General features: G+C 29.4%; 21 protein-coding genes. 15 read left to right on the top strand and 6 right to left on the bottom strand.

Annotated features, from left to right (window positions below; translation table 11 throughout):
* Positions 1–86: 86 nt before the first annotated feature.
* Positions 87–1,328 (bottom strand): AraC family transcriptional regulator, encoded by a 1,242-nt coding sequence (locus tag QX51_RS19725; protein WP_052233167.1) that lies wholly within the window; start codon positions 1,326–1,328, stop codon positions 87–89.
* Positions 1,329–1,564: 236 nt separating this feature from the next.
* Here QX51_RS19725 and QX51_RS18175 point away from each other — a divergent pair, with 236 nt between their 5' ends.
* The 5 genes from QX51_RS18175 (at position 1,565) to QX51_RS18155 (ending at position 6,715) form a co-directional block, all read left to right on the top strand.
* Positions 1,565–2,992 carry an MFS transporter gene (locus tag QX51_RS18175; RefSeq protein WP_052233166.1) on the top strand — a complete coding sequence of 476 codons (1,428 nt, stop codon included), beginning with the start codon at positions 1,565–1,567 and terminating at the stop codon, positions 2,990–2,992.
* Positions 2,993–3,049: 57 nt separating this feature from the next.
* Positions 3,050–4,819, top strand: coding sequence for a glycoside hydrolase family 3 protein (locus QX51_RS18170; RefSeq protein ID WP_039681314.1), 1,770 nt, complete (start codon positions 3,050–3,052; stop codon positions 4,817–4,819).
* Positions 4,820–5,137: 318 nt separating this feature from the next.
* Positions 5,138–5,851, top strand: a complete 714-nt coding sequence (locus QX51_RS18165) for an acyl-[acyl-carrier-protein] thioesterase (RefSeq protein ID WP_039681313.1) — start codon at positions 5,138–5,140, stop codon at positions 5,849–5,851.
* Between the two features lie 187 nt (positions 5,852–6,038).
* Positions 6,039–6,371, top strand: coding sequence for a PadR family transcriptional regulator (locus QX51_RS18160; protein WP_330376110.1), 333 nt, complete (start codon positions 6,039–6,041; stop codon positions 6,369–6,371).
* Positions 6,371–6,715 carry a DUF1048 domain-containing protein gene (locus QX51_RS18155; RefSeq protein WP_074429656.1) on the top strand — a complete coding sequence of 115 codons (345 nt, stop codon included), beginning with the start codon at positions 6,371–6,373 and terminating at the stop codon, positions 6,713–6,715. Before QX51_RS18160 ends, QX51_RS18155 begins: the two co-directional genes overlap by 1 nt.
* Before the next feature lie 439 nt (positions 6,716–7,154).
* Here the strand turns inward: QX51_RS18155 and QX51_RS21635 are convergent, their stop codons facing one another.
* From QX51_RS21635 to QX51_RS18145, 3 genes are all read right to left on the bottom strand, one after another.
* Entirely contained in the window at positions 7,155–7,304 is a 150-nt protein-coding gene (locus QX51_RS21635) for a hypothetical protein (protein WP_316712565.1), read from the bottom strand.
* Between the two features lie 264 nt (positions 7,305–7,568).
* Positions 7,569–8,240, bottom strand: coding sequence for a glycosyltransferase family 2 protein (locus QX51_RS21630; RefSeq protein ID WP_330376109.1), 672 nt, complete (start codon positions 8,238–8,240; stop codon positions 7,569–7,571).
* Between the two features lie 30 nt (positions 8,241–8,270).
* Complete coding sequence (locus QX51_RS18145; RefSeq protein WP_039681312.1) at positions 8,271–8,480, bottom strand: hypothetical protein; 210 nt, start codon at positions 8,478–8,480, stop codon at positions 8,271–8,273.
* Between the two features lie 360 nt (positions 8,481–8,840).
* On the opposite strand from QX51_RS18145, the gene QX51_RS18140 reads away from it, so the two are divergent.
* Positions 8,841–9,122 (top strand): hypothetical protein, encoded by a 282-nt coding sequence (locus QX51_RS18140; RefSeq protein WP_039681311.1) that lies wholly within the window; start codon positions 8,841–8,843, stop codon positions 9,120–9,122.
* Between the two features lie 84 nt (positions 9,123–9,206).
* On the opposite strand, the gene QX51_RS18135 is transcribed toward QX51_RS18140, so the two are convergent.
* Both QX51_RS18135 and QX51_RS20805 read right to left on the bottom strand, forming a co-directional pair.
* Positions 9,207–9,674 carry a hypothetical protein gene (locus QX51_RS18135; RefSeq protein ID WP_152607258.1) on the bottom strand — a complete coding sequence of 156 codons (468 nt, stop codon included), beginning with the start codon at positions 9,672–9,674 and terminating at the stop codon, positions 9,207–9,209.
* Between the two features lie 215 nt (positions 9,675–9,889).
* Positions 9,890–10,060, bottom strand: coding sequence for a hypothetical protein (locus tag QX51_RS20805; protein WP_161791950.1), 171 nt, complete (start codon positions 10,058–10,060; stop codon positions 9,890–9,892).
* A 624-nt stretch (positions 10,061–10,684) separates the two neighbouring features.
* Between QX51_RS20805 and QX51_RS18130 the strand changes: the two genes are divergently transcribed.
* From QX51_RS18130 to QX51_RS18085, 9 genes are all read left to right on the top strand, one after another.
* Positions 10,685–11,251, top strand: a complete 567-nt coding sequence (locus QX51_RS18130; protein WP_039681309.1) for a 5S rRNA E-loop-binding protein — start codon at positions 10,685–10,687, stop codon at positions 11,249–11,251.
* A 410-nt stretch (positions 11,252–11,661) separates the two neighbouring features.
* Positions 11,662–11,853, top strand: a complete 192-nt coding sequence (locus QX51_RS18125; RefSeq protein WP_141660770.1) for a hypothetical protein — start codon at positions 11,662–11,664, stop codon at positions 11,851–11,853.
* Between the two features lie 138 nt (positions 11,854–11,991).
* Complete coding sequence (locus tag QX51_RS18120; RefSeq protein WP_039681307.1) at positions 11,992–12,321, top strand: DUF1904 domain-containing protein; 330 nt, start codon at positions 11,992–11,994, stop codon at positions 12,319–12,321.
* Positions 12,322–12,875: 554 nt separating this feature from the next.
* Positions 12,876–13,370, top strand: a complete 495-nt coding sequence (locus QX51_RS18110) for a helix-turn-helix domain-containing protein (protein WP_039681305.1) — start codon at positions 12,876–12,878, stop codon at positions 13,368–13,370.
* Between the two features lie 50 nt (positions 13,371–13,420).
* The gene (locus QX51_RS19720) at positions 13,421–13,723 is read left to right on the top strand and encodes a hypothetical protein (RefSeq protein WP_052233165.1); all 303 of its coding nucleotides are present in this window, start codon (positions 13,421–13,423) and stop codon (positions 13,721–13,723) included.
* A gap of 22 nt (positions 13,724–13,745) precedes the next feature.
* Positions 13,746–14,297 carry an ssDNA-binding protein gene (locus QX51_RS18100; RefSeq protein WP_039681304.1) on the top strand — a complete coding sequence of 184 codons (552 nt, stop codon included), beginning with the start codon at positions 13,746–13,748 and terminating at the stop codon, positions 14,295–14,297.
* 84 nt (positions 14,298–14,381) lie between these two features.
* The gene (locus QX51_RS18095; protein WP_039681303.1) at positions 14,382–16,316 is read left to right on the top strand and encodes a DNA polymerase; all 1,935 of its coding nucleotides are present in this window, start codon (positions 14,382–14,384) and stop codon (positions 16,314–16,316) included.
* A gap of 107 nt (positions 16,317–16,423) precedes the next feature.
* On the top strand, positions 16,424–18,799 hold the full coding sequence (locus tag QX51_RS18090; protein ID WP_039681302.1) for a virulence-associated E family protein: 2,376 nt from the start codon (positions 16,424–16,426) through the stop codon (positions 18,797–18,799).
* Positions 18,800–19,084: 285 nt separating this feature from the next.
* Positions 19,085–19,348 carry a Mor transcription activator family protein gene (locus tag QX51_RS18085; RefSeq protein ID WP_039681301.1) on the top strand — a complete coding sequence of 88 codons (264 nt, stop codon included), beginning with the start codon at positions 19,085–19,087 and terminating at the stop codon, positions 19,346–19,348.
* The last annotated feature ends 318 nt before the right edge of the window (positions 19,349–19,666 follow it).

Here is a 19,666-nt window from a genome sequence, read left to right as displayed (position 1 = left end):
ACTGGCAATATGTTCATAAATTTAATATAAAGACAGTAAAATAAAAACAGGCATACATTTGTATTACAAAAATGTATGCCTGTTTTTTAATGTGATATCTTCTTTTCAGAGTTATGCATATTAGCTCTGTACTTAGTAGGAGACATATTAGTTATATTTTTAAATAATTTAGAAAACCAGCTTAAATCATCAATACCAACCAAATGAGAAATTTCTTGGATAGTCAAATCCGTATATGTAAGCATACGAATTGATTCCTCGATTCGTTTTTCTTGAATATATCTTGTTATGGTGCTACCAGTTTCTTTTTTAAATTGGCTAGATAAAAAAGAAGGATTTTTATTGATAGCCTCTGATATAGTTGATAAAGACAAATTATTTTGCAAGTTTATATTAATATATTCTATAGCAGCGCGTACTGTATAGGAGTATTTTTGTAAATTGTAATTTAAAAGTAAACTACTGTATTTTTTTAAGATTTTGTAAGGGAGTTTTATTAATTTAACTCTACTTGTTTCCTGCTCTATTTCTTGTTGATTTTTAAGGTAAAGTTGGTGCACTTGCACAGGAGATAGAGGCTCCTTTAATAATTCTGATTCAAATTGAGTATTTAGAATATATAAGTTCTTTTTAAGCTTATCAATGCAACTAACTTTTAAAATACCAGTTAGTTCAATATAGTCATTTAATATATTTGTAGCATCTACTCCTAATCTAATACATTTAAATATGTCTTCTAAATAAGATTTATATTTTCTATAATATTGTATATAAAATTCAGAATCATCATAATTATAACCTGATAATTTTGGTTTATTTTTAGAAAAATCCACACCATATATATTTGACGGATTGTAATCTGAAATAAATAATCCTAAAACTGTATGTAAAGTTGAAATTACATTTAACGAATTTGCTAGAGGTAGAGAATTATAATAAGTTGAAATTGTTTTCCTCAAACCTTCAGGTAAATTATTTTTGTTTAATAAATTAATTATAAACCTATCGTCTGGTTCAACCTCCAAAAATGGGCCAATAATTATTATATCGTTGGAAATTTCTTCAGGAAAAGAAAATACTATTGTTATAAAATCCATAGCGCTTTGTAACACACATAAAGCCCCTTTTTTCATTTGTAAAAGTTCATTCATATTGGCATTATATTCATAATTACAATCTGGCCAAACAATTTTTCTAAATTCAATATCTACATAATTATTGAAATCAGAAGAATCATGTATTTTTGTAATACTAATATTAAATGAACTATCTAAAATAGAGACCATAAAATTATAAAAATCATTGTAATTAAAGTTTGTTATAAGCATTTTTCACCATCCACAAAAATAAAATAAATTTTTAACAAATCACACAAAAATTACACAAAATTATGTAAAATTTATTATAACATAAATGAAGTATACTAGTATATAATCAAGATGAATAACTTACAAGTCACAATTATAGCACGAAAGGAGAATATTTATAAAATATTTTTGGAAAAAACAGTAAGTTTTTTTAAGTTAGATTTATATACTAATTTTATACTTATAGGGGGAAAAAAATGAATTTAAGTGAAGCAAAGAATTTAGAGTATTTAGTGAAAGAAGAAAAGCCATTTGGTATAAAAGATAAGTTAGGGTATTTATTTGGAGACTTTGGTAACGATTTCATGTTTATTTTTGCAAATATGTACTTTATGATATTCTATACAAAGGTTATGGGTGTAAGTGCAGCCATGGTTGGAACATGTTTTCTAGTTGCTAGATGTATAGATGCTTTTACAGATATTGGTATAGGCCGTATAATAGATAGAAGTAAGGCAACAAAACATGGCAAGTTTCGTTCTTGGATATTAAAAGTATCTGGTCCAGTTGCTCTTATGAACTTTTTGATGTATCAACAAAGTTTAGCAAATGCATCTATGACAATTAAAGTAATAGTAATGTTTGTAACATATATATTATGGGGTTCAGTATTTTATACTGCAATTAATATACCTTATGGATCAATGGCGTCAGTTATGACTGATGATACAAAACAAAGAGCATCTCTTTCTACATGGAGAAATCTTGGTGCTACATTTGCTGGTATATTAATAGGTTCTGTAACACCTCAAATTGTTTATAGTGCAGATGCTGCAGGGAATCAAATAATAGATCCTCACAGATTTACAATAGTTGTAGCAGTATTTTCTATATCAGCATTTATATGTTATATTTTATGCTTTATGTTAACAAAAGAACGTATAAAGCCAGAAGTTAAAGAAAATCAAAAATCACTTTCTTTAGTAGATACATTTAAATCTTTATTAACAGATAGAGCAATGATTTCTTTTGTAGGAGTATCAATAGTTTTAACATTTAGTTCACTTATGGGACAAACTATAAATACATATTTATGTATTGATTATTTTAATGATGTAAACGCTTTATCAATATTAAACATCATAAGTTTACCAATTGTTTTATTACTTAGTACAGTAGCTGCAAATTTATCACAAAAAATAGGGAAACGTGAATTTTCTATGATAGGCTTAATATCATCAGGACTGATATTCTTAGCTGTATATTTTATGAAAGTAGATAATGCATATACTTTTATAGCTATGTATGCTTTAGTAACACTTGGTATATCAACATTTAATATATTAATATGGGCATTTATAACAGATATAATAGATCATAGTGAAATAAATACAGGAGAAAGAAATGATGCAACTGTATATGGTTTAGTTTCTTTCCTTAGAAAATTAGCACAAGCAGTAGCTGGGGCTGTTACAGGGTATGCTTTAACATTTATAGGATATGATTCTTTAGCATCAGTACAGGTTGAAAGCGTAAAGGAAGGTATTTACACTTTAAGTACATTATTCCCAGGTATTTGTTATATAATTGCAGGATTATTACTTATGTTTACATATCCTTTAACTAAAAAAGTAGTTCAAGAAAACGTAATCAAGTTAAGAGATTTACACCAAGGAAAAAACTAATAAATTGATGATTAATATATAGCTAGTAAAATTAAAAAGAAATATAGGAGATAGTAAATGGTAAATTTAAAAGCAAAACCATATTATTTGGATGAAGAAGGAATATCATGGGTTGAAGAGACTTTAAACTCAATGACTATAGAAGAGAAAATAGGACAATTATTTATAAATATGGGGTCTTCAACAGAAGAAGAATATTTAAAAGATGTGGTAAATAAATACAAGTTTGGGGCAGTTAGATATAATCCAGGAACTGCTGAGAAGGTATTAGAGCAAAATAGAATATTACAAGAAAATTCAAAAATACCTCTATTAATAGCTGCTAATGCTGAAAGTGGTGGTAATGGAGCTTTCATGGGTGGTACAGAAATAGGAACTCCTATAAAAATAGGTGCAACAAGGGATGCCAAATATGCTTATGAAATGGGTAGAGTATCTGGTATAGAATGTGCAGCTATAGGAGCTAACTGGACTTTTGCACCTGTTACAGATATAATGCTTAACTGGAGAAATCCTGTTATACAAACTCGTACATTTGGTGATGATGCTGATAGAGTTTTAGAAATGAGTAAGGCATATATGAAAGGTTTCATGGAGAGTAATGGAATATGTGCTATGAAACACTTCCCAGGGGATGGAGTTGATGAAAGAGATCAACATTTATCAAATAGTAGTAACTCATTATCTTGTGAAGAATGGGATAAAACATTTGGAAAAGTATACAGTGGTATGATAGATGCAGGTATACATTCTATAATGGTTGGTCATATAATGTTACCTGCTTATGAAAGAAAATACAATAAAAGCTTGGATGAAGATGGTGAAATAATGCCTGCCACTGTAAGTAAAGCTATAATAACAGATTTATTGAAAGGTCAATTAGAATTTAACGGATTAGTTGTAACTGATGCATCTCACATGGCAGGGCTAACATCTAGAATGAAGCGTAGTGATATGTTACCAGCATCAATTGCAGCAGGTTGTGATTTATTCTTATTCTTCAATGATCCAGATGAAGATTTTGGATATATGATGGATGGATATAAAAATGGCATAATAACTGATGAAAGATTAAATGATGCTATAAGAAGAATACTTGGAACAAAAGCATACTTAGGTCTTCATAAAAAAGACAAGAAGGATATAGTTCCTCCAAAAGAAGGTTTAAGCGTAATAGGTAGTGAAGAATTTAAAAACATAGCTAGGGAAATATCTGATGAAGCTATTACTTTAGTTAAGAATGTTGATAAATCAATACTTCCAATATCTGTTGAAAAAAATAAAAGAATATTACTTATAGAGCAAGAAATATCTAATCCAGTAATGGCAATGTTTGTGGGTGCTGGAAATAAAAAGACATCTACAGAATACTTCAAAGAAAAGTTAGAGGCAGAAGGGTTTGAAGTGGAGATTTATGAATCACCAATAGATAAAGTTAAGAAAGTTAGTAGAGAAGAAGCTGGAAAAATAATGATGAATGCTTATTCAGCTAAAGCTCCAATTACTGATTTAACTGATAAATATGATTTAGTTATACAATTAGCTAGTGTATATAATGCAGGTGGAACAACTCAAAGAATAGAGTGGAAAATGAGTAAAGGAACTCCAGATATACCATGGTATATACATGAATTACCTACTATATTTGTATCTTTATGTTCACCATTCCATTTAGCAGATGTACCACAAGTTAAGACTTATATAAACTGCTATGATAAAAATGAGCATACATTGGATGCATTAGTAGAAAAATTATTAGGTCGTTGTGAATTTAAAGGTATTGATCCTGTTGATTCATTCTGTGGATTAGAAGATACACGTTGGTAGTAAAGAAAGGAGATATCTCTTTTGATGATTAAAGGAGGTATCTTCTTTTTATATTTGGAACTATTGATATTAGAGATGTATATTATGTTAATATTAAAAAACATATAATAAATTATTATAGATGTTTTTTATTTTGATAATGTATATATTTATTAAATTTGATAGAATTAAAGTGTATATTAGATTTACTTATTATATATTATCAAATTTTAAATTTCCACTAATAATATTCTAGTAAATAAAGTAGTAAAAATCTAGAAAAATAGGAACTAATATATAATATAAAAATAACTATATTAAACAGAAAGGTAAATACTGATGATATACTGCAACAACTATAAAATTGGTTTAGAAGATATAGGAATAAAAAATGAAGCAACTAATAAAGCACTTCTTGCAATAATGGAAGACGTAGCAGGGCTTCATAGTGCATCTGTAGGCTATGGAGTTTTAGATATAGAAACTAAAAAGAGAGTATGGATACTTTTGGATTGGAAGATGAAGGTCATAAAAAGACCTAAATATAATGATGATATAAAAGCAGAAACATGGTCAAGAAAAGTAGAAAGGCTATATGCATATCGTGATTTTCAGCTTAAGGACAAAGAAGGCAATATTATTGCAATTGGAACATCTAGATGGATATTGATTGATACAGATAGGAAAAGACCAATGAAGCTTACAGCAGATATTGCAGATTTATATGAATCAGAAACAGATAAAAGTGTGTTTCCAGAACAAATAGAAGATATTAAATGTGAAAATTATCTTTTTAAAAAGGACTATTATATTCAAAGAAGGGACATTGATATAAATGAACATATGCATAATTTAAATTACTTAGATATGGCATATGAAATTTTACCAGAGGATGTTTATAAGAATAAGGTTTTTGATAATATAAGAATAGTATACAAAAAAGAAATACTCTATGGTGAAAAGGTTGTTTGTTATTATGAAGAGCAGGGCAATAAGCATATTATTACAGCAAAAAGTAAAGACAAGATAAATGCAATAATAGAATTGTCATAGAAATTAAGCTCTATAAGTGGTTCTTAATTTTAATATAAATTATATGGTTGTGATTTTTAGTTAAAGAAGTGTATTGATTGCACTTCTTTTTTTAATTATATATCAGCATTGACATCACTACTATCTAGTGATACTATATAGTGGTAGTAAGTAATACTAAATACCAGTATTACTACATAGTAAAGAGGTGATTAAAATAGAAAATATTACAGAAATGTTAAAAGGTGTATTGGAAGGTTGTGTTCTTGAGATAATTAGTCATGAAGAAACATATGGATATGAAATTACAAAAAAACTTAATGCCTTAGGATTTACTGATGTTGTAGATGGAACAGTTTATACAATATTAGTAAGGCTTGAAAAAAATAAATTAGTTGAAAGTACAAAAAGGCCATCTGATATGGGACCTCCAAGAAAGTTTTTTACTCTTAATGATGCAGGACGTGAAGAGCTAAAGAAGTTTTGGGCAAAATGGGAATTTGTTTCTACAAGAATTAATAAATTAAAGGAGATGGAATAATGAATTTTTGGGAAAAAATCACAGGAAGTGATATGACTAAAGAATTTAAAGCTTTTGAATTGAGAGTAAGCAAACTACCAGCTGATTATCAAAATGCATGGGATGAAATAAATACTAATCTTTTTATGTATGGAGATTTTACAGGTCGAAATCTTATGCCGATTTTAAATAGTGTTCTTGATATGCTGGAAGAATGGGTGGGGACTGTTGAAGCAAAAGATAGTATGGACTTACTTTTAGGAATTGTTGATTTTTTTGAAGAGGGAGCAGCCTTAGGTAAAGAAGTGCTAGAAGTTACTGGTAGTGATGTGGCAGCTTTTTGTGATGATTTAATGAAGAACTAAAGAACTTACCACTTTGAAGTATAGGAGAGGAAGTAGTCATTGGTGCAAATGGAACGGGAGTATAACTATTAAACTATATTCATGGTAACATACCTATCATAAAGTTATTTTGTGGGTGAATTTCAGCTTTAGCCATGGTATTATCATCTTTGTAAAGTAATAAAAGCACTGAGATATATCCCAATTGTTTAAATCTATTTTTTGAAATTTTTATTTAACATTTCTATGTCTTATTTCTCGATCTGACTTATGTTATAAGTATACGATAAATTTTATTCAATTGTAATCTAGGCTTAGTAGAGTGTATAGTTTAACCTAAATACAATTTCTTTAATTAAGAAAAATAAAAAATTAGAAAAAAAGAGCTATTGTAAATGGGATATTTACAATAGCTCATTTATTTTGACAGCTTTTCTTTTGTCAAAATTATATTTTAAATCTAAGATTTTTCAGCATTAAAATAATTATTAAAATAATCTTTGTTATATAAATAGCTTTCATCATATGGTTTAACTAAACCAGCTTTTTCATTATATTCATAAGCTTTTTGTTTATCGCCAATTTTATCGTAGCATACACATAGTTGCATGCAAGGTATATAATCATAGCAGTCTATTAGCTGAAAGGCACCAGAGGTAGGATCTAGATTTCGTGTAAGAGCTAGTTTATACCAAAATATGGATTTTGAGTATTCTTCTAATACAAAGAAATAGTAGCCTATATCGCAGCATATTTCTGCTCTTGGTTCATCAAATTGAAAACTTCTTAGTAATGCTTTTAGTCCAGCTATATTTTTATTTTGTCTAAAAAAACATTCAGCTAAATTTTTACACGCACTAATTTTATTTTCTATTCATCCTTCAGGAGAGTCGATAAATAGAGTGAATTTTTCAATAGCATCATCTAATCTATTGTTATCCATCAATTCACGAGCATAATAAAACTCTTCTCGTGGGTCTAATTTCTTTCCATTTAAAATCATGGTTTCATAAATTTTTAGATTTCTATCTAAAGGAGTAGCCTTAATTTTTTTATGACTTATGGCTACATCAGAATAAAGAATATTTCCATAGTGAGCTATGGCTTCATGCACTTGGCCACACCATAAATAACCCATGGTCCTTTTTAGTAATCTTTCTCGATTATATGAAAATGAGGGTTTGTTATTTTTATCAAAGGTAACATTATATTTCATAATTACCATATCAACTTTATTATCAAGGGTTTCTTTTAATTGTTGAAATTTTATTTTATCTTCATTTAATAATATATCATCCGCATCAAGCCATAAAATATAGTCTTTTCTTGCTTTGGAGAAGGAAAAATTTCTAGCAGCTGAAAAATCATTTATCCATTCAAAATCATAAAGATTATCAGTGTACATCATTGCTATATCTTTAGTTTTATCTGTTGAACCTGTATCTACTATAATAATTTCATCTACTAAATCTTTTACAGAATCAAGGCATCTTCCTATTACTAACTCTTCATCTTTTACTATCATACAAAGACTTATGCTTATCATATAGACCTCCTCATAATATACTTATGGAAGTTAATTGATAGTTATTCCAGTGCTGGCATAACCAGCAACAGCAGTTGCTAAACTTAATCCAGATGTAGTAACAGAATAAACTAGTAATATCCTTGTTTGCGGTGTTACTGAAATTGATAAAGAAGTATTAATAGCGTTAACAGTAGTTCCAGTTGGTTCAGTACAGCAACATTTTGTGCAATCATCTTTATCACAACTATTTGATGACATGTTTTATTATTTTGATTATTATATCCCAGTATACAATGCTAGGATATAATAGTATATTACAAATAAATCAAATTAGTGACAAAATCTGCTTAGATAACTTATTTAATTCAGTAATAAATATTAAGAAAGATTAATGTAAAAGATTTTATTAAATTAAGTGAATGTGTAATATTAAGCTATTGGAATGAGTATTACAGATACATAGAGAAAAACAATTATGTAGGATTCGAAATTATATACATTGTAGTTATATCTTGTACATTTATTACAATAACGGAATGTATAATTTACTCCTTAGAAACCAGATGATATAAGCAAAGTTAATTGCTTTAAATAAAAATATTAAAGGAGAATAAAATATTGTCAAAATGGATTAAATATATATTTATATTTATAGTATCAATAGTATTCCTACCATTTGTTGTTTTAATAGGTGGTAGATATTTAACAATTAAACTTGCTAAATACCTATGGTTAGAAAAAGATAAATATGAAGACATCAAGGGTTGTTTTAGAAGCATAAAAAATATAGGAGTTCTATTAGATATTATAATTGGTATAATAGCAGTTCCAATAGGGCTGGTTAAATACTCTAAATTCTGTATTGAAACAGCAACACAAGAACAAATAAATAAAAATTAAGCAACCCATAAAAAAGCTTTCCATAATAATTTTATGTTATTATGAAAAGCTTTTTTATTTTATGAAATAAAATTTTCACAGATTTTAATTAAATTCTTGTAAATATTCATCTATAGCTGTTAAAGACTGCAAATCAGCCGAGCTTTGGAAAAATACTTCTCCTGTTGAAGCATTTACACAAAATCTGAAATCTCCTGCCATACCATCGTTTATATAGTAGATGCCATAATATTTATGTCCATTAAGTTCTATAACTTTGTCTAGTCCAGAATCGTCTGTACCCAAAGTCAAAGAATCTGCATCCCAAACATCTTTCACCTTTTCTTTGCACAGTTCAAGTGCTTCTTCTTCAGTTATTTGCTTAGATAATTCATCTTCCTGTATTTCATCATATGCTTGGTTGAATAGCTCCTGTGTTAATCCAAATTCTTCCCAATTTCTATCATGTTTGTATGATGGATATGATGATACTATTGACTGTACGCATTCTTCAGCAGTCAATAACTTTAGATTATTCTTCTCAAAACAATTGCCATTTTCACAATTCCACATCATGTTTAGGGTTTCATCTTCATTTTGACTTAAATGTAAAAAAGAATTTATTGTATTGTTTGGATTTCCAAATTCTTTAGATGAAAGGTTATATATTAGATTATTATCTGATTTTCTATCTTCTATTTTATATGAGTCTGCATGATATCCGTATAATAATATTATTTCATTGTTTTTAAAATAGTAAATTGTTCCTGTGTCATTTTGATTTTCTACTATATGTATTTTTCATTTAAGTTTTCTTCTAATTTGTCTCCCTTTTTAACTATTTTTTCTACTTTTGTTTTTTCTTCCTTAGGTGTTTCTTTTTGTGGTTGTTTTGAGCAACCTATTAATAATATAAGTGCGACTATTGCTAATATTAGTGTTATTGATTTTTTGTACATTTACTCCTCCAATTGTTTTTAATAATATACTTTGTCTTTTATATTATAGAGATAAGACCCTAAATTAGGATAATATATTTTTACATTTTTTTCAAATAATAATAATAATGTTCTTTTAATTTTTTTTTAAATACAATTATGTGTGTTAAGAAAATTGTGTGAAACATGTTATTTAACTATAATATGACCTGATAGTTTATACATATTTTCGAACAAGGGTAGACAAAAGGGAAAATGCCCCCTTGCTTTTTAAGGGGAAGTACTATACACTATACTTAACTGTAAATTAAAAATAAAATTTTTAATAAAAAAAAGAACCGTCTTTAAAGAAGGGCTTTTGGTATTGCGCTTATTGCGTTGTATAAAAGCTCTTCTTTTTTACATATTAGGAAATTATGATACGCTTACGCTTGTTGAAAACCTTTACACTAAAGTATTAGTAATACATTTGAGTAGTAAAAAAGTAAAATTATAAGTTATGTAAAGTAATAATGCACTATATAAAGAAAATTGTAGGTAAGCTGTGACTATCAGCAATAAAAGCATCATTTCTATGGCCTGTTTCTTTGCAACGCAAGACGCTGCAATTAAGCATATATTATAAAACAATTAGGAGGAAACAAAATGGAAACTATTAATGTTCAAAAACGTGATTTTAATGTAAAGGCAAAAAAAATGAGACGACTCGGGATGGTTCCTGGAGATGTGTTTGGTAGCTTTTTGCCAGAATCAATATCTATTCAAATGGAAGAAGTCGTTGCACGCAAATTGATTCGCCTAAAACGTGAAGGTAGTAAGGTGATGATGAATATCGATGGGAAAACAATACCAGTACAAATTAAGGAAAAATCATTGAATCCAGTTAATAATGAAATTTTACACATCAGTTTTCAAGCTTTAACTGAAGATGAAAAGGTTAACAGCTTAATTCATATAATTATTATCAATGATGATAAAGTAGCAGGGATACTAGAAAAAATACATCTTGAAATCCCATATGCTTCTCTACCTGAAGATATGATTGATACTATAACTATTGATGCTGATAGAATGAAGGTAGGGACTGTTTTAACTGTTGGAGAAATTCCTGAACTAAAGAGTGACAAAATTGAATTACAGATTGATCCAGAAAGTATTGTATTGCGTGTAATTCCAAGAAAGAATTACAATCCTATGTCTGTTGAAGGGTAAATAAATATTAAGAATATATAATTATGAAAAGAGCTTGGATGGTTGTGCACTTTGGTGTAAACACATTAAAAGCTCTTTTCTGATTTAGATAGTTTAGAATTTATAAGTTATTAAAGTAATAAGCTTAGATTTTTGACAGTTTGGAATTTTTGAGGTGTTATTATTATAATAAAATAGTGCTATAGGGGTTCGATTTGGATCATCTCCACCATTGAAATACACGAAAAGAATTGGTTATTTAATCAATTCTTTTTTATATTCCTATAATGTATACTAAAAAATAAATCACAATTTAATTCAATCAAAAAGTAATAATCAAAATTAAGCCATATACAGTTATCGCATAGGAAAGGTGGAGAATATATATGAATATTTTGATATAATAGATAGATGGCATGATTTATCAAATAGTGATAAGGATAAGTAATATATATAATGATTACGTTGAAGTTTTGAAAAAAGAGTATGATAATTTAGACAACTTAGATATATGGAACTTATGGTATAGCTTAGACAACAAAAACATTATTAAAAAAGAAATAATGGAAAAGAACTTTCAAATAAGAAAAGAAGGTTATATAACTCATTATAGAGTTTTATGATACTATAATTTACTAACCATTTTGTTATTTTTAAATAATTTGTTATAATATATCTATTACAAGATTGTCCTATGTAGGAAATATTGACTAAATGGTAAGATAAATATAAGTAATAAACTCAACAATAGGAGGAAAGTTATGCCACAAATAAAAGTAAGAGGAATAAATGAAAACGACATCTGTAAGATAAGTGAAAAGATGATTGATGAATTAGTAGAAGCTGTAAAATGCCCAAGAGATTATTTTGAAATAGAATGTATAAAGTCTGTTGCTATAAGAAATGGTAAGATAGCGGATGTATATCCATTTGTAGAAGTAGCTTGGTTTGATAGAGGTCAAGAGGTTCAAGATACAGTAGCTAAAATAATCACTAACAATATAAGAGAAAATCTAAATATAGAAAGTATGGATTTAGCTTTTACAGTTTTTGAAAAAGAGAAGTATTATGAAAATGGAGAGCACTTCTAAGCAATTGTTATATAATGTGAAAAAAATAGTAGGGGTATATCAATTAATCGGTATACTCCTACTTTTTTACTTACAAGGAAATTATATTACCATTTTTAATGTGAAAAACTTATATAATGAAGTATTATCAATGGGTGTAAGAGGTAGTAAAAAAGTAAATTTTGGATTAAGGTCGTTGCCTAAAATTTCATAGCGCCTACACAGTGGCTTAAAGTGGTAACGAGGATATATCATTGGCGACATAAAGTATAGCGCCCACGCAGTGGCTTAAAGTGTTTCGCCGACACGTCGCTCAAGCGAAGGGAATTTTTTATTAAGATTATTCCTTATATCAACACTATATTTAATTAAAACATATCTTGAGTTTATCAAAACTTAAACTCATCTAAAATGAAAAACGATGTATAAAAAAAATAAACTGTCCAAAGTTTTGACTAACTGGCCAATTTTTTTAGTGAAAATTACAAAAAAAATAAATCTCATATGCTAACATATATTTAGAAATATATTATAAAAATATATTTTGTAAAATTTATTATATATGAGGTGGCTTTATGGGGATTTATCTGATAGGGGAATTAAAGGAAATTAGAAAGGGAAAGGGTTTTTCTAGAAAGAGGTTAGCTAATAGAATTAGTCATTTATGCAAAAAGGATTTTAAAAAAAAGACTGTGTCTGCAAAGACTATACAAAGGGCAGAAGAGGGGAAGCCTATTAAAAAAGAAAAGGCAAGTTATATAGCAAAAGCACTTGATATGAAATTGGAAGATATAATTTGTGAAAAAAGAAAAGATACAAATGATAAATTAGAGACATTAAATTTAGAAAAAAGTATGTGGAAAGAATCTGAGCTTGAAATAGGAAATGAGAAGGTAGGTGAATCTAAACAATTAGAATTTGAATTTTCTAATGATGGAAAACTAGTTATTTTAATTGATAACAACAATAGCATTGAAAAGATAATTAGTATAATAAAACAAGATGTAAATGATATTCCATGCTTGTGTAGGGTGAATAGATTAGGAAATAAACCAGATATGGCAATGTAGTAGTAAAAACTACTGTGGTAAATTTATAAAATTAAAATGGGGATGATAATATGAAGGAAATATTGGAAGAATTATCATGGAACTTGGGAAACATATCTAAACTTTGCTTATCGTTAGCAGAAAATCAACATAACATATCTACAAATGATAAAACTCCAACAGATAATAATAAGACAAAAATTGAAAAAAATGAAATAACAATTGAAAAAGTGAGAGAAGTTTTGGCACAAAAATCTAAAAATGGGAAAACAGAAGAAATAAAAACACTTCTTATGAAATTTGGGGCAAATAAGTTATCACAAGTGAGAAGTGAGGATTTTACACAAATTATAATAGAAGCTGAAAAACTTTAGATTAGGTATTAAGGGGGAAAATATGAGTAAGAATGAAAATTTATGCAAAGCTATTTTAGATGTAAGGTTTAGATATTTGAACATTTGGGAGCCTGTTTCTATAAATGGATCAGGCTTAAGGTACAGTGTGGGATGTCTAATAAATAAGGAAGATAAGGTCACTGTAAAAAGAATGGAGAAGGCACTTGAAGCAGCTAAGGAAATTTATATTTCAAAATATGGTGCAATAGATGAAAACACTTTTAAAAATCCCATAAAAGATGGTGATATGAAGGAAAATGCTGATGATTCTTTTAAAAATTCTTTCTTTTTAAATGCTAATTGCAAATATAATGCTCCAGAAGTGGTCAACGCAAAAGTGGAAAAAATCACTGATAAAAGTATGCTAACTGTTGGTGATTATGGAAAAGTCAGCATGACGTTTTATCCTTATAATGCAAGTGATGGTCAAGGAGTGGCAGTATTGTTAGGAAATATACAGTTCCTACGAAAAGGAGTTCCAATATATGATAAAGTTTCTGCCATAGATGAGTTTGAAGTTGTAAAAGATGTGGAGGAAAACTTCTTAGACTAGTTTAAAAAATTGCATACATAAAATTTAAGGTGGATTTAGTAAACGTGACTGTTAATATTTCCACCTTTATTTATAGGAGGAAAAATGAGAACTTTATCCATAGATATAGAGACATTTTCATCGGTAAACTTGTTAAATCGTGGGGTTTATGCCTATACAGAAGCAGAGGATTTTGAGATTTTACTCTTTGCCTATGCTTTTGATGATGACCATGTGAAAATAGTTGATTTTACTAAGGGGGAAAAGCTAAGCCAAGAATTGGTGGATGCACTTAAAAATGAAAACATTATAAAAACTGCTTTCAATGCAGCTTTTGAAAGAGTTTGCTTATCAAAACACCTAAACATGAAACTGTCTGCTACTTCTTGGCATTGCACACAAGTACAATCTTTGATGGTGGGTTTGCCTACTACTTTGGACAAGGTGGGGCAAGTTTTAAATGTAAATAGCCCAAAAATGAAAGAAGGAAAAAGTCTTATAAAACTTTTTACCCTTCCTTGTAATCCTAGTGAAAAGAATAATTTCAAAAGAAGGAATTTACCAGAAGATAACCCTGAGAAGTGGGAGATTTTTAAAGATTACTGTATAAATGATGTAAAGTGCGAGATGGAAATTAAAAATAAGTTGAATAATTATCATATAAGTGATGATGAGCTGAAATTATATGTGTTAGACCAAGAAATAAATGATAGAGGCATATTGGTGGATGTGGATTTTGTAAATCACTGTCTTAAATGTGACTTGATTTACAAAATAAAAATAAAAAATAAATTCTATAAACTGACTAATTTGAACAATACAAATTCACTGCAACAGTTGAAAAATTATTTATATGAAAAAGGTGTAGAAACAAAGAAACTTGATAAAAAATCCGTGGAAAAATTAATTGAGAAATCTGAAGGAGAAGTATGTGAAGTTCTAAAATTAAGACAGGCTCTAAGCAAGACTTCTGTGAAAAAATATGAAAGTATAGAAAGATGTATTTGTGAAGATAAAAGAGTGCATGGTCTTTTTCAGTTTTATGGGGCATCTCGCACAGGCAGATGGGCAGGAAGGTTGGTGCAGGTGCAAAATTTACCACAAAATCATATAAAAGATTTGAATTTGGCTAGAGAACTTGTGAAAAATGGCAGATATGAAGATGTGGAACTTTTATATACTTCCACAGAAGATGTATTGTCTCAGCTTATTAGAACAGCCTTTTTACCAAGGGGTGGATGTGAGTTTATAGTTGCTGACTTTTCTGCCATAGAAGCCAGGGTTTTGGCTTGGATAGCAAATGAAAAGTGGAGAATTGATACTTTCAAAAGTCATGGGAAAATCTACGAAGCATCAGCATCTCAAATGTTCAATCTACCCATAGAAGAGATTACAAAAGAAAGTGATTTGAGACAAAAAGGAAAAATTGCCGAGCTTGCTTTGGGATATGGAGGTTCAGTGGGAGCGTTGAAAGTTATGGGAGCTTTGGAGATGAATTTGAAGGAAGAAGAGCTACTTCCACTGGTGCAAAAATGGAGAAGAGTAAACGCAAATATTACAAACTTTTGGTGGAAGGTGGGAGATGCAGCCATAGATGCAGTGAAATACTCCCAGACAGTAAGAGTTGGGAAAATCATTTTTGAATACAAAGATGATATTCTTTTTATAAAACTTCCAAGTAAAAGAAAACTTGCTTACAGAAATCCTAGACTGGGAGTTAATAAATTTGGCAAAACTTCTTTAACTTACAAAGGCATAAGTCAAAATAAAAAGTATGAGAGAATTGAAACTTACGGTCCTAAATTGGTGGAAAACATAGTACAGGGAATTAGCAGAGATATTCTAGCAAATGCCATGGTTAATCTGAGGGATAAGGGGTTTGAAATAGTGATGCACGTTCACGATGAGGTAGTTGTGGAAGTGGAAAAAGGTAAAACTACTGTGGAAGAGATATGTGAGATTATGACGACTTTGCCAGACTATGGAGAGGGCTTGCCCTTGAAGGCTGAGGGATATAGTTGTGAGTTTTATAAGAAGTAAAGAAAGTTAAATTAGAGGGGGTTAAAGTGATAATTACCTAGTAGAAAATAATATTAAAATCAAAATAAGATTATTTATATATAACTAGAAGAAGAAAGGGTAGAAAAATGAAAATAGATATATGCACTGGGAAATCTCGAAAAGATAAAGTCTGGAACTATGAAGAGATAAATTTAAGCACATTTATAAAAAGAATATCAACAACTACAAGAACATCTGAAACTATGAAAGAATATAAAAATCTACCAAAAGCAGTCAAGGATGACATAAAAGACGTGGGTGGGTTTGTCCTGGGAAAACTGAAAGACAACAAACGAAGAAAAGACTGTGTAATAAGCCGAAGCGCCCTAACACTGGACATGGACTATGCCACAGCAGATATTATAGATGAAATAGAAATGCTTTTCTCCTTTTACTGTTTAATTTACTCCACTCATAATCACAAAAAAGAAAAACCAAGATTTCGTTTGATTATACCTCTAAGTAGAAATATTTCACCAGATGAATATTGCGCTGTAAGTAGAATGATTGCCAAGGAAATAGGAATAGATTTGTTTGACGATACAACTTATGAGCCAAGCCGCCTTATGTATTGGCCATCAACTTCATGTGATGGAGAGTTTATTTTCAGGGAAATAGAAGGTGAAAGACTAAATCCTGATGATGTTTTAGAAAAATATGGTAATTGGTCCAACTCTGCTTCCTGGCCTGTATCTAGCAGACAACAAATTATTATAAAAAACAATATAAACAAACAAGCTGATCCCCTGGAGAAAAGCGGTGTTGTTGGAGGCTTCTGTCGTACTTATAGCATAAGTGAGGCTATTGATAACTTTCTGTCAGATATTTATGAAAAAAGTGAAATGGAGGGCAGATATGACTATATACCTGCATCTTCATCAGCAGGAGTTGTAGTTTACGATGACAAATTTGCTTTTTCCCATCACTCAACAGATATGGCTTGTGGAAAGCTTTTAAATGCTTTTGATTTGGTGAGAATTCATAAGTTTTCTCATTTGGATGAAAATGTGGAGGATAATAAGGAGTGGGTAAATCTACCTTCATACAAGGCTATGGAGGAACTTGCCATAAATGATGAGAAAGTAAGGTTGCAATTGTCAAAGGAGAGGAAAGAGTTGGCAGCTATGGAGTTTGATATTGTGGAAGATGAAGAAGAAAATAAAAATTGGCAGGCGCTTTTAGAGTTAGACAAACATGGAAAAGTGAAAAGTACCTTAGCAAATATAACTAATATTGTTCGATATGATCCTAATCTTAAAAACATTGTATATAACGAGCTAAAATTTTCTATAGATGTTATTGGAAAACTTCCTTGGAAACAAGCTAAATTAGGATGGTCAGATGCAGATTATGCCTGTGCAAAAATATATTTTGAAAAGGTTTATGGAATTTGGTCACCATCAAAATTTAAGGATGGCCTTCTAGGTTTAGTATGGTCAGAAAGAACTTATCACCCCATCAAAGAATATTTTAGTAAATTAACTTGGGATGGCAAAAAACGAATAGATACTCTTTTAATTGATTATTTGGGAGCTAAAGATAGTGAGTTTGTAAGAGCAGTAACAAGGAAAACTCTTTGTGCAGCAGTGGCTAGAATATATAAACCAGGAATAAAATTTGATAATATATTAGTTCTTAACGGACCTCAAGGAATAGGAAAATCAACATTATTCTCAATTCTAGGAAAAGAGTGGTACTCAGATTCTTTATCTATAACAGACATGAAAGACAAAACAGCAGCAGAAAAACTCCAAGGATACTGGATATTGGAGCTGGGAGAACTTGCAGGAATGAAAAAAGTCGAGGTGGAAACAATTAAATCATTTGTAACACGAACAGACGATAAATTTCGCCAAGCCTATGGAATAACTGTGGAAAATCATCCAAGGAGCAATATTATCGTGGGAACAACTAATGCAGAAAGTGGATTTCTAAGAGATATAACAGGAAACAGAAGATTCTGGCCAGTAAATGTAAGTGGCGTTAGTATGTATAAACCTTGGGAGCTAAAAGAAGTAGACCAAATTTGGGCAGAAGCAATAAATGCTTATAAAGAGGGAGAAGAATTATTTTTAAAAGGTGAAGTAGTAGCAATGGCTTATAATGCTCAAAAGCAAGCAATGGAGTGTGATGCAAGAGAAGGGATAATTTTAGAATACTTAGAAAAGTTACTGCCTGAAAATTGGGACGAGATGGATCTCTATGAAAGACGTAGTTTTTTAAGTAACAATGACATAAGTCCTAAAAAAGGTACAGTAAAAAGAGATAAAGTTTGTATAATGGAAATTTGGTGTGAGTGTTATTACAAGGAACGCCAAGATTTAAAAAGAATAGATTCTTATGAAATAGAGAGTATATTAAATCGTATAGGAGGATGGGAAAAACTATCATCAAACAAAACTGGTAAAGTAAGATATGTTTTATATGGTCCTCAAAAAACATTTATTAAAAGTGAAATTTAAATTCTAGGCACAGCAAGGCACAGAAAATTTGATAGAAATATTGTGCTTTGGTAGATAGGCACAGGCATAAGCACAGATATAGGCACAACTTAGGAGTCAGCAAAGAACTGTGTTTGACAATATGTGTGCTTAGTGTACCTATAAGGATTTCTACTTATTTAATAATTACAAAAAAATAAGAAAAAATAGCGCATATGTGTATGTACGCGCGTATAGCGTTTTTGGTGTATAAGCACAGCACTTAGGCACAAGGCATGATAATAATAAAAATATGGAGGGAAAATTATGAATGTAATAATGGAAGATATACCTTATAATTTACATACAATGGTAGACATAGTAGGAATAGAAAACTTTTTGCAGATTTGCAAAATGTATGGAGGTAGCTCTATATACATACCTGTGTATAGTAAAATGATTATGGGGGATAGGAATAGAAGGATGGTTAGGGATTATAATGGAAAAAATATCGATAGGTTGAGGGTAAGATATGATCTTAGTAAAGAGCAGGTGAAGTATGTGTTGAGGAAGGAAGGGGCGATAGGTTAAGGGGAGATTCAATTTGAACTAAAAATGCTTAAATCTTGTAATATAGGGGTCTAAGTATATATAATAAATAGTGGTGAACCGTACCACAAGTAACGGAGCGATGTTTTTATAAGAAAAATTATAAATAGATTATACTAATTTTCATATGAGCCCCTTATGATAGAAAGTTAAAAAAATAAAACCTTTGTCATAAAGGGCTCATATCATTTTAATTCTAAAACTATAATCAGTAAATTTAGATAAATATATAAAATTCTCTTTTATGATATCTTGGGAAAAAATGTAATTATTTATTTTTTATAAAATTTTTGATAATAT

Source organism: Terrisporobacter othiniensis (genome assembly GCF_000808015.1).
In the GTDB taxonomy this organism is placed as follows: domain Bacteria; phylum Bacillota; class Clostridia; order Peptostreptococcales; family Peptostreptococcaceae; genus Terrisporobacter; species Terrisporobacter muris.
Note: the sequence above shows the minus strand (reverse complement) of the source record. Positions and strands in the feature narration are given on the sequence as shown.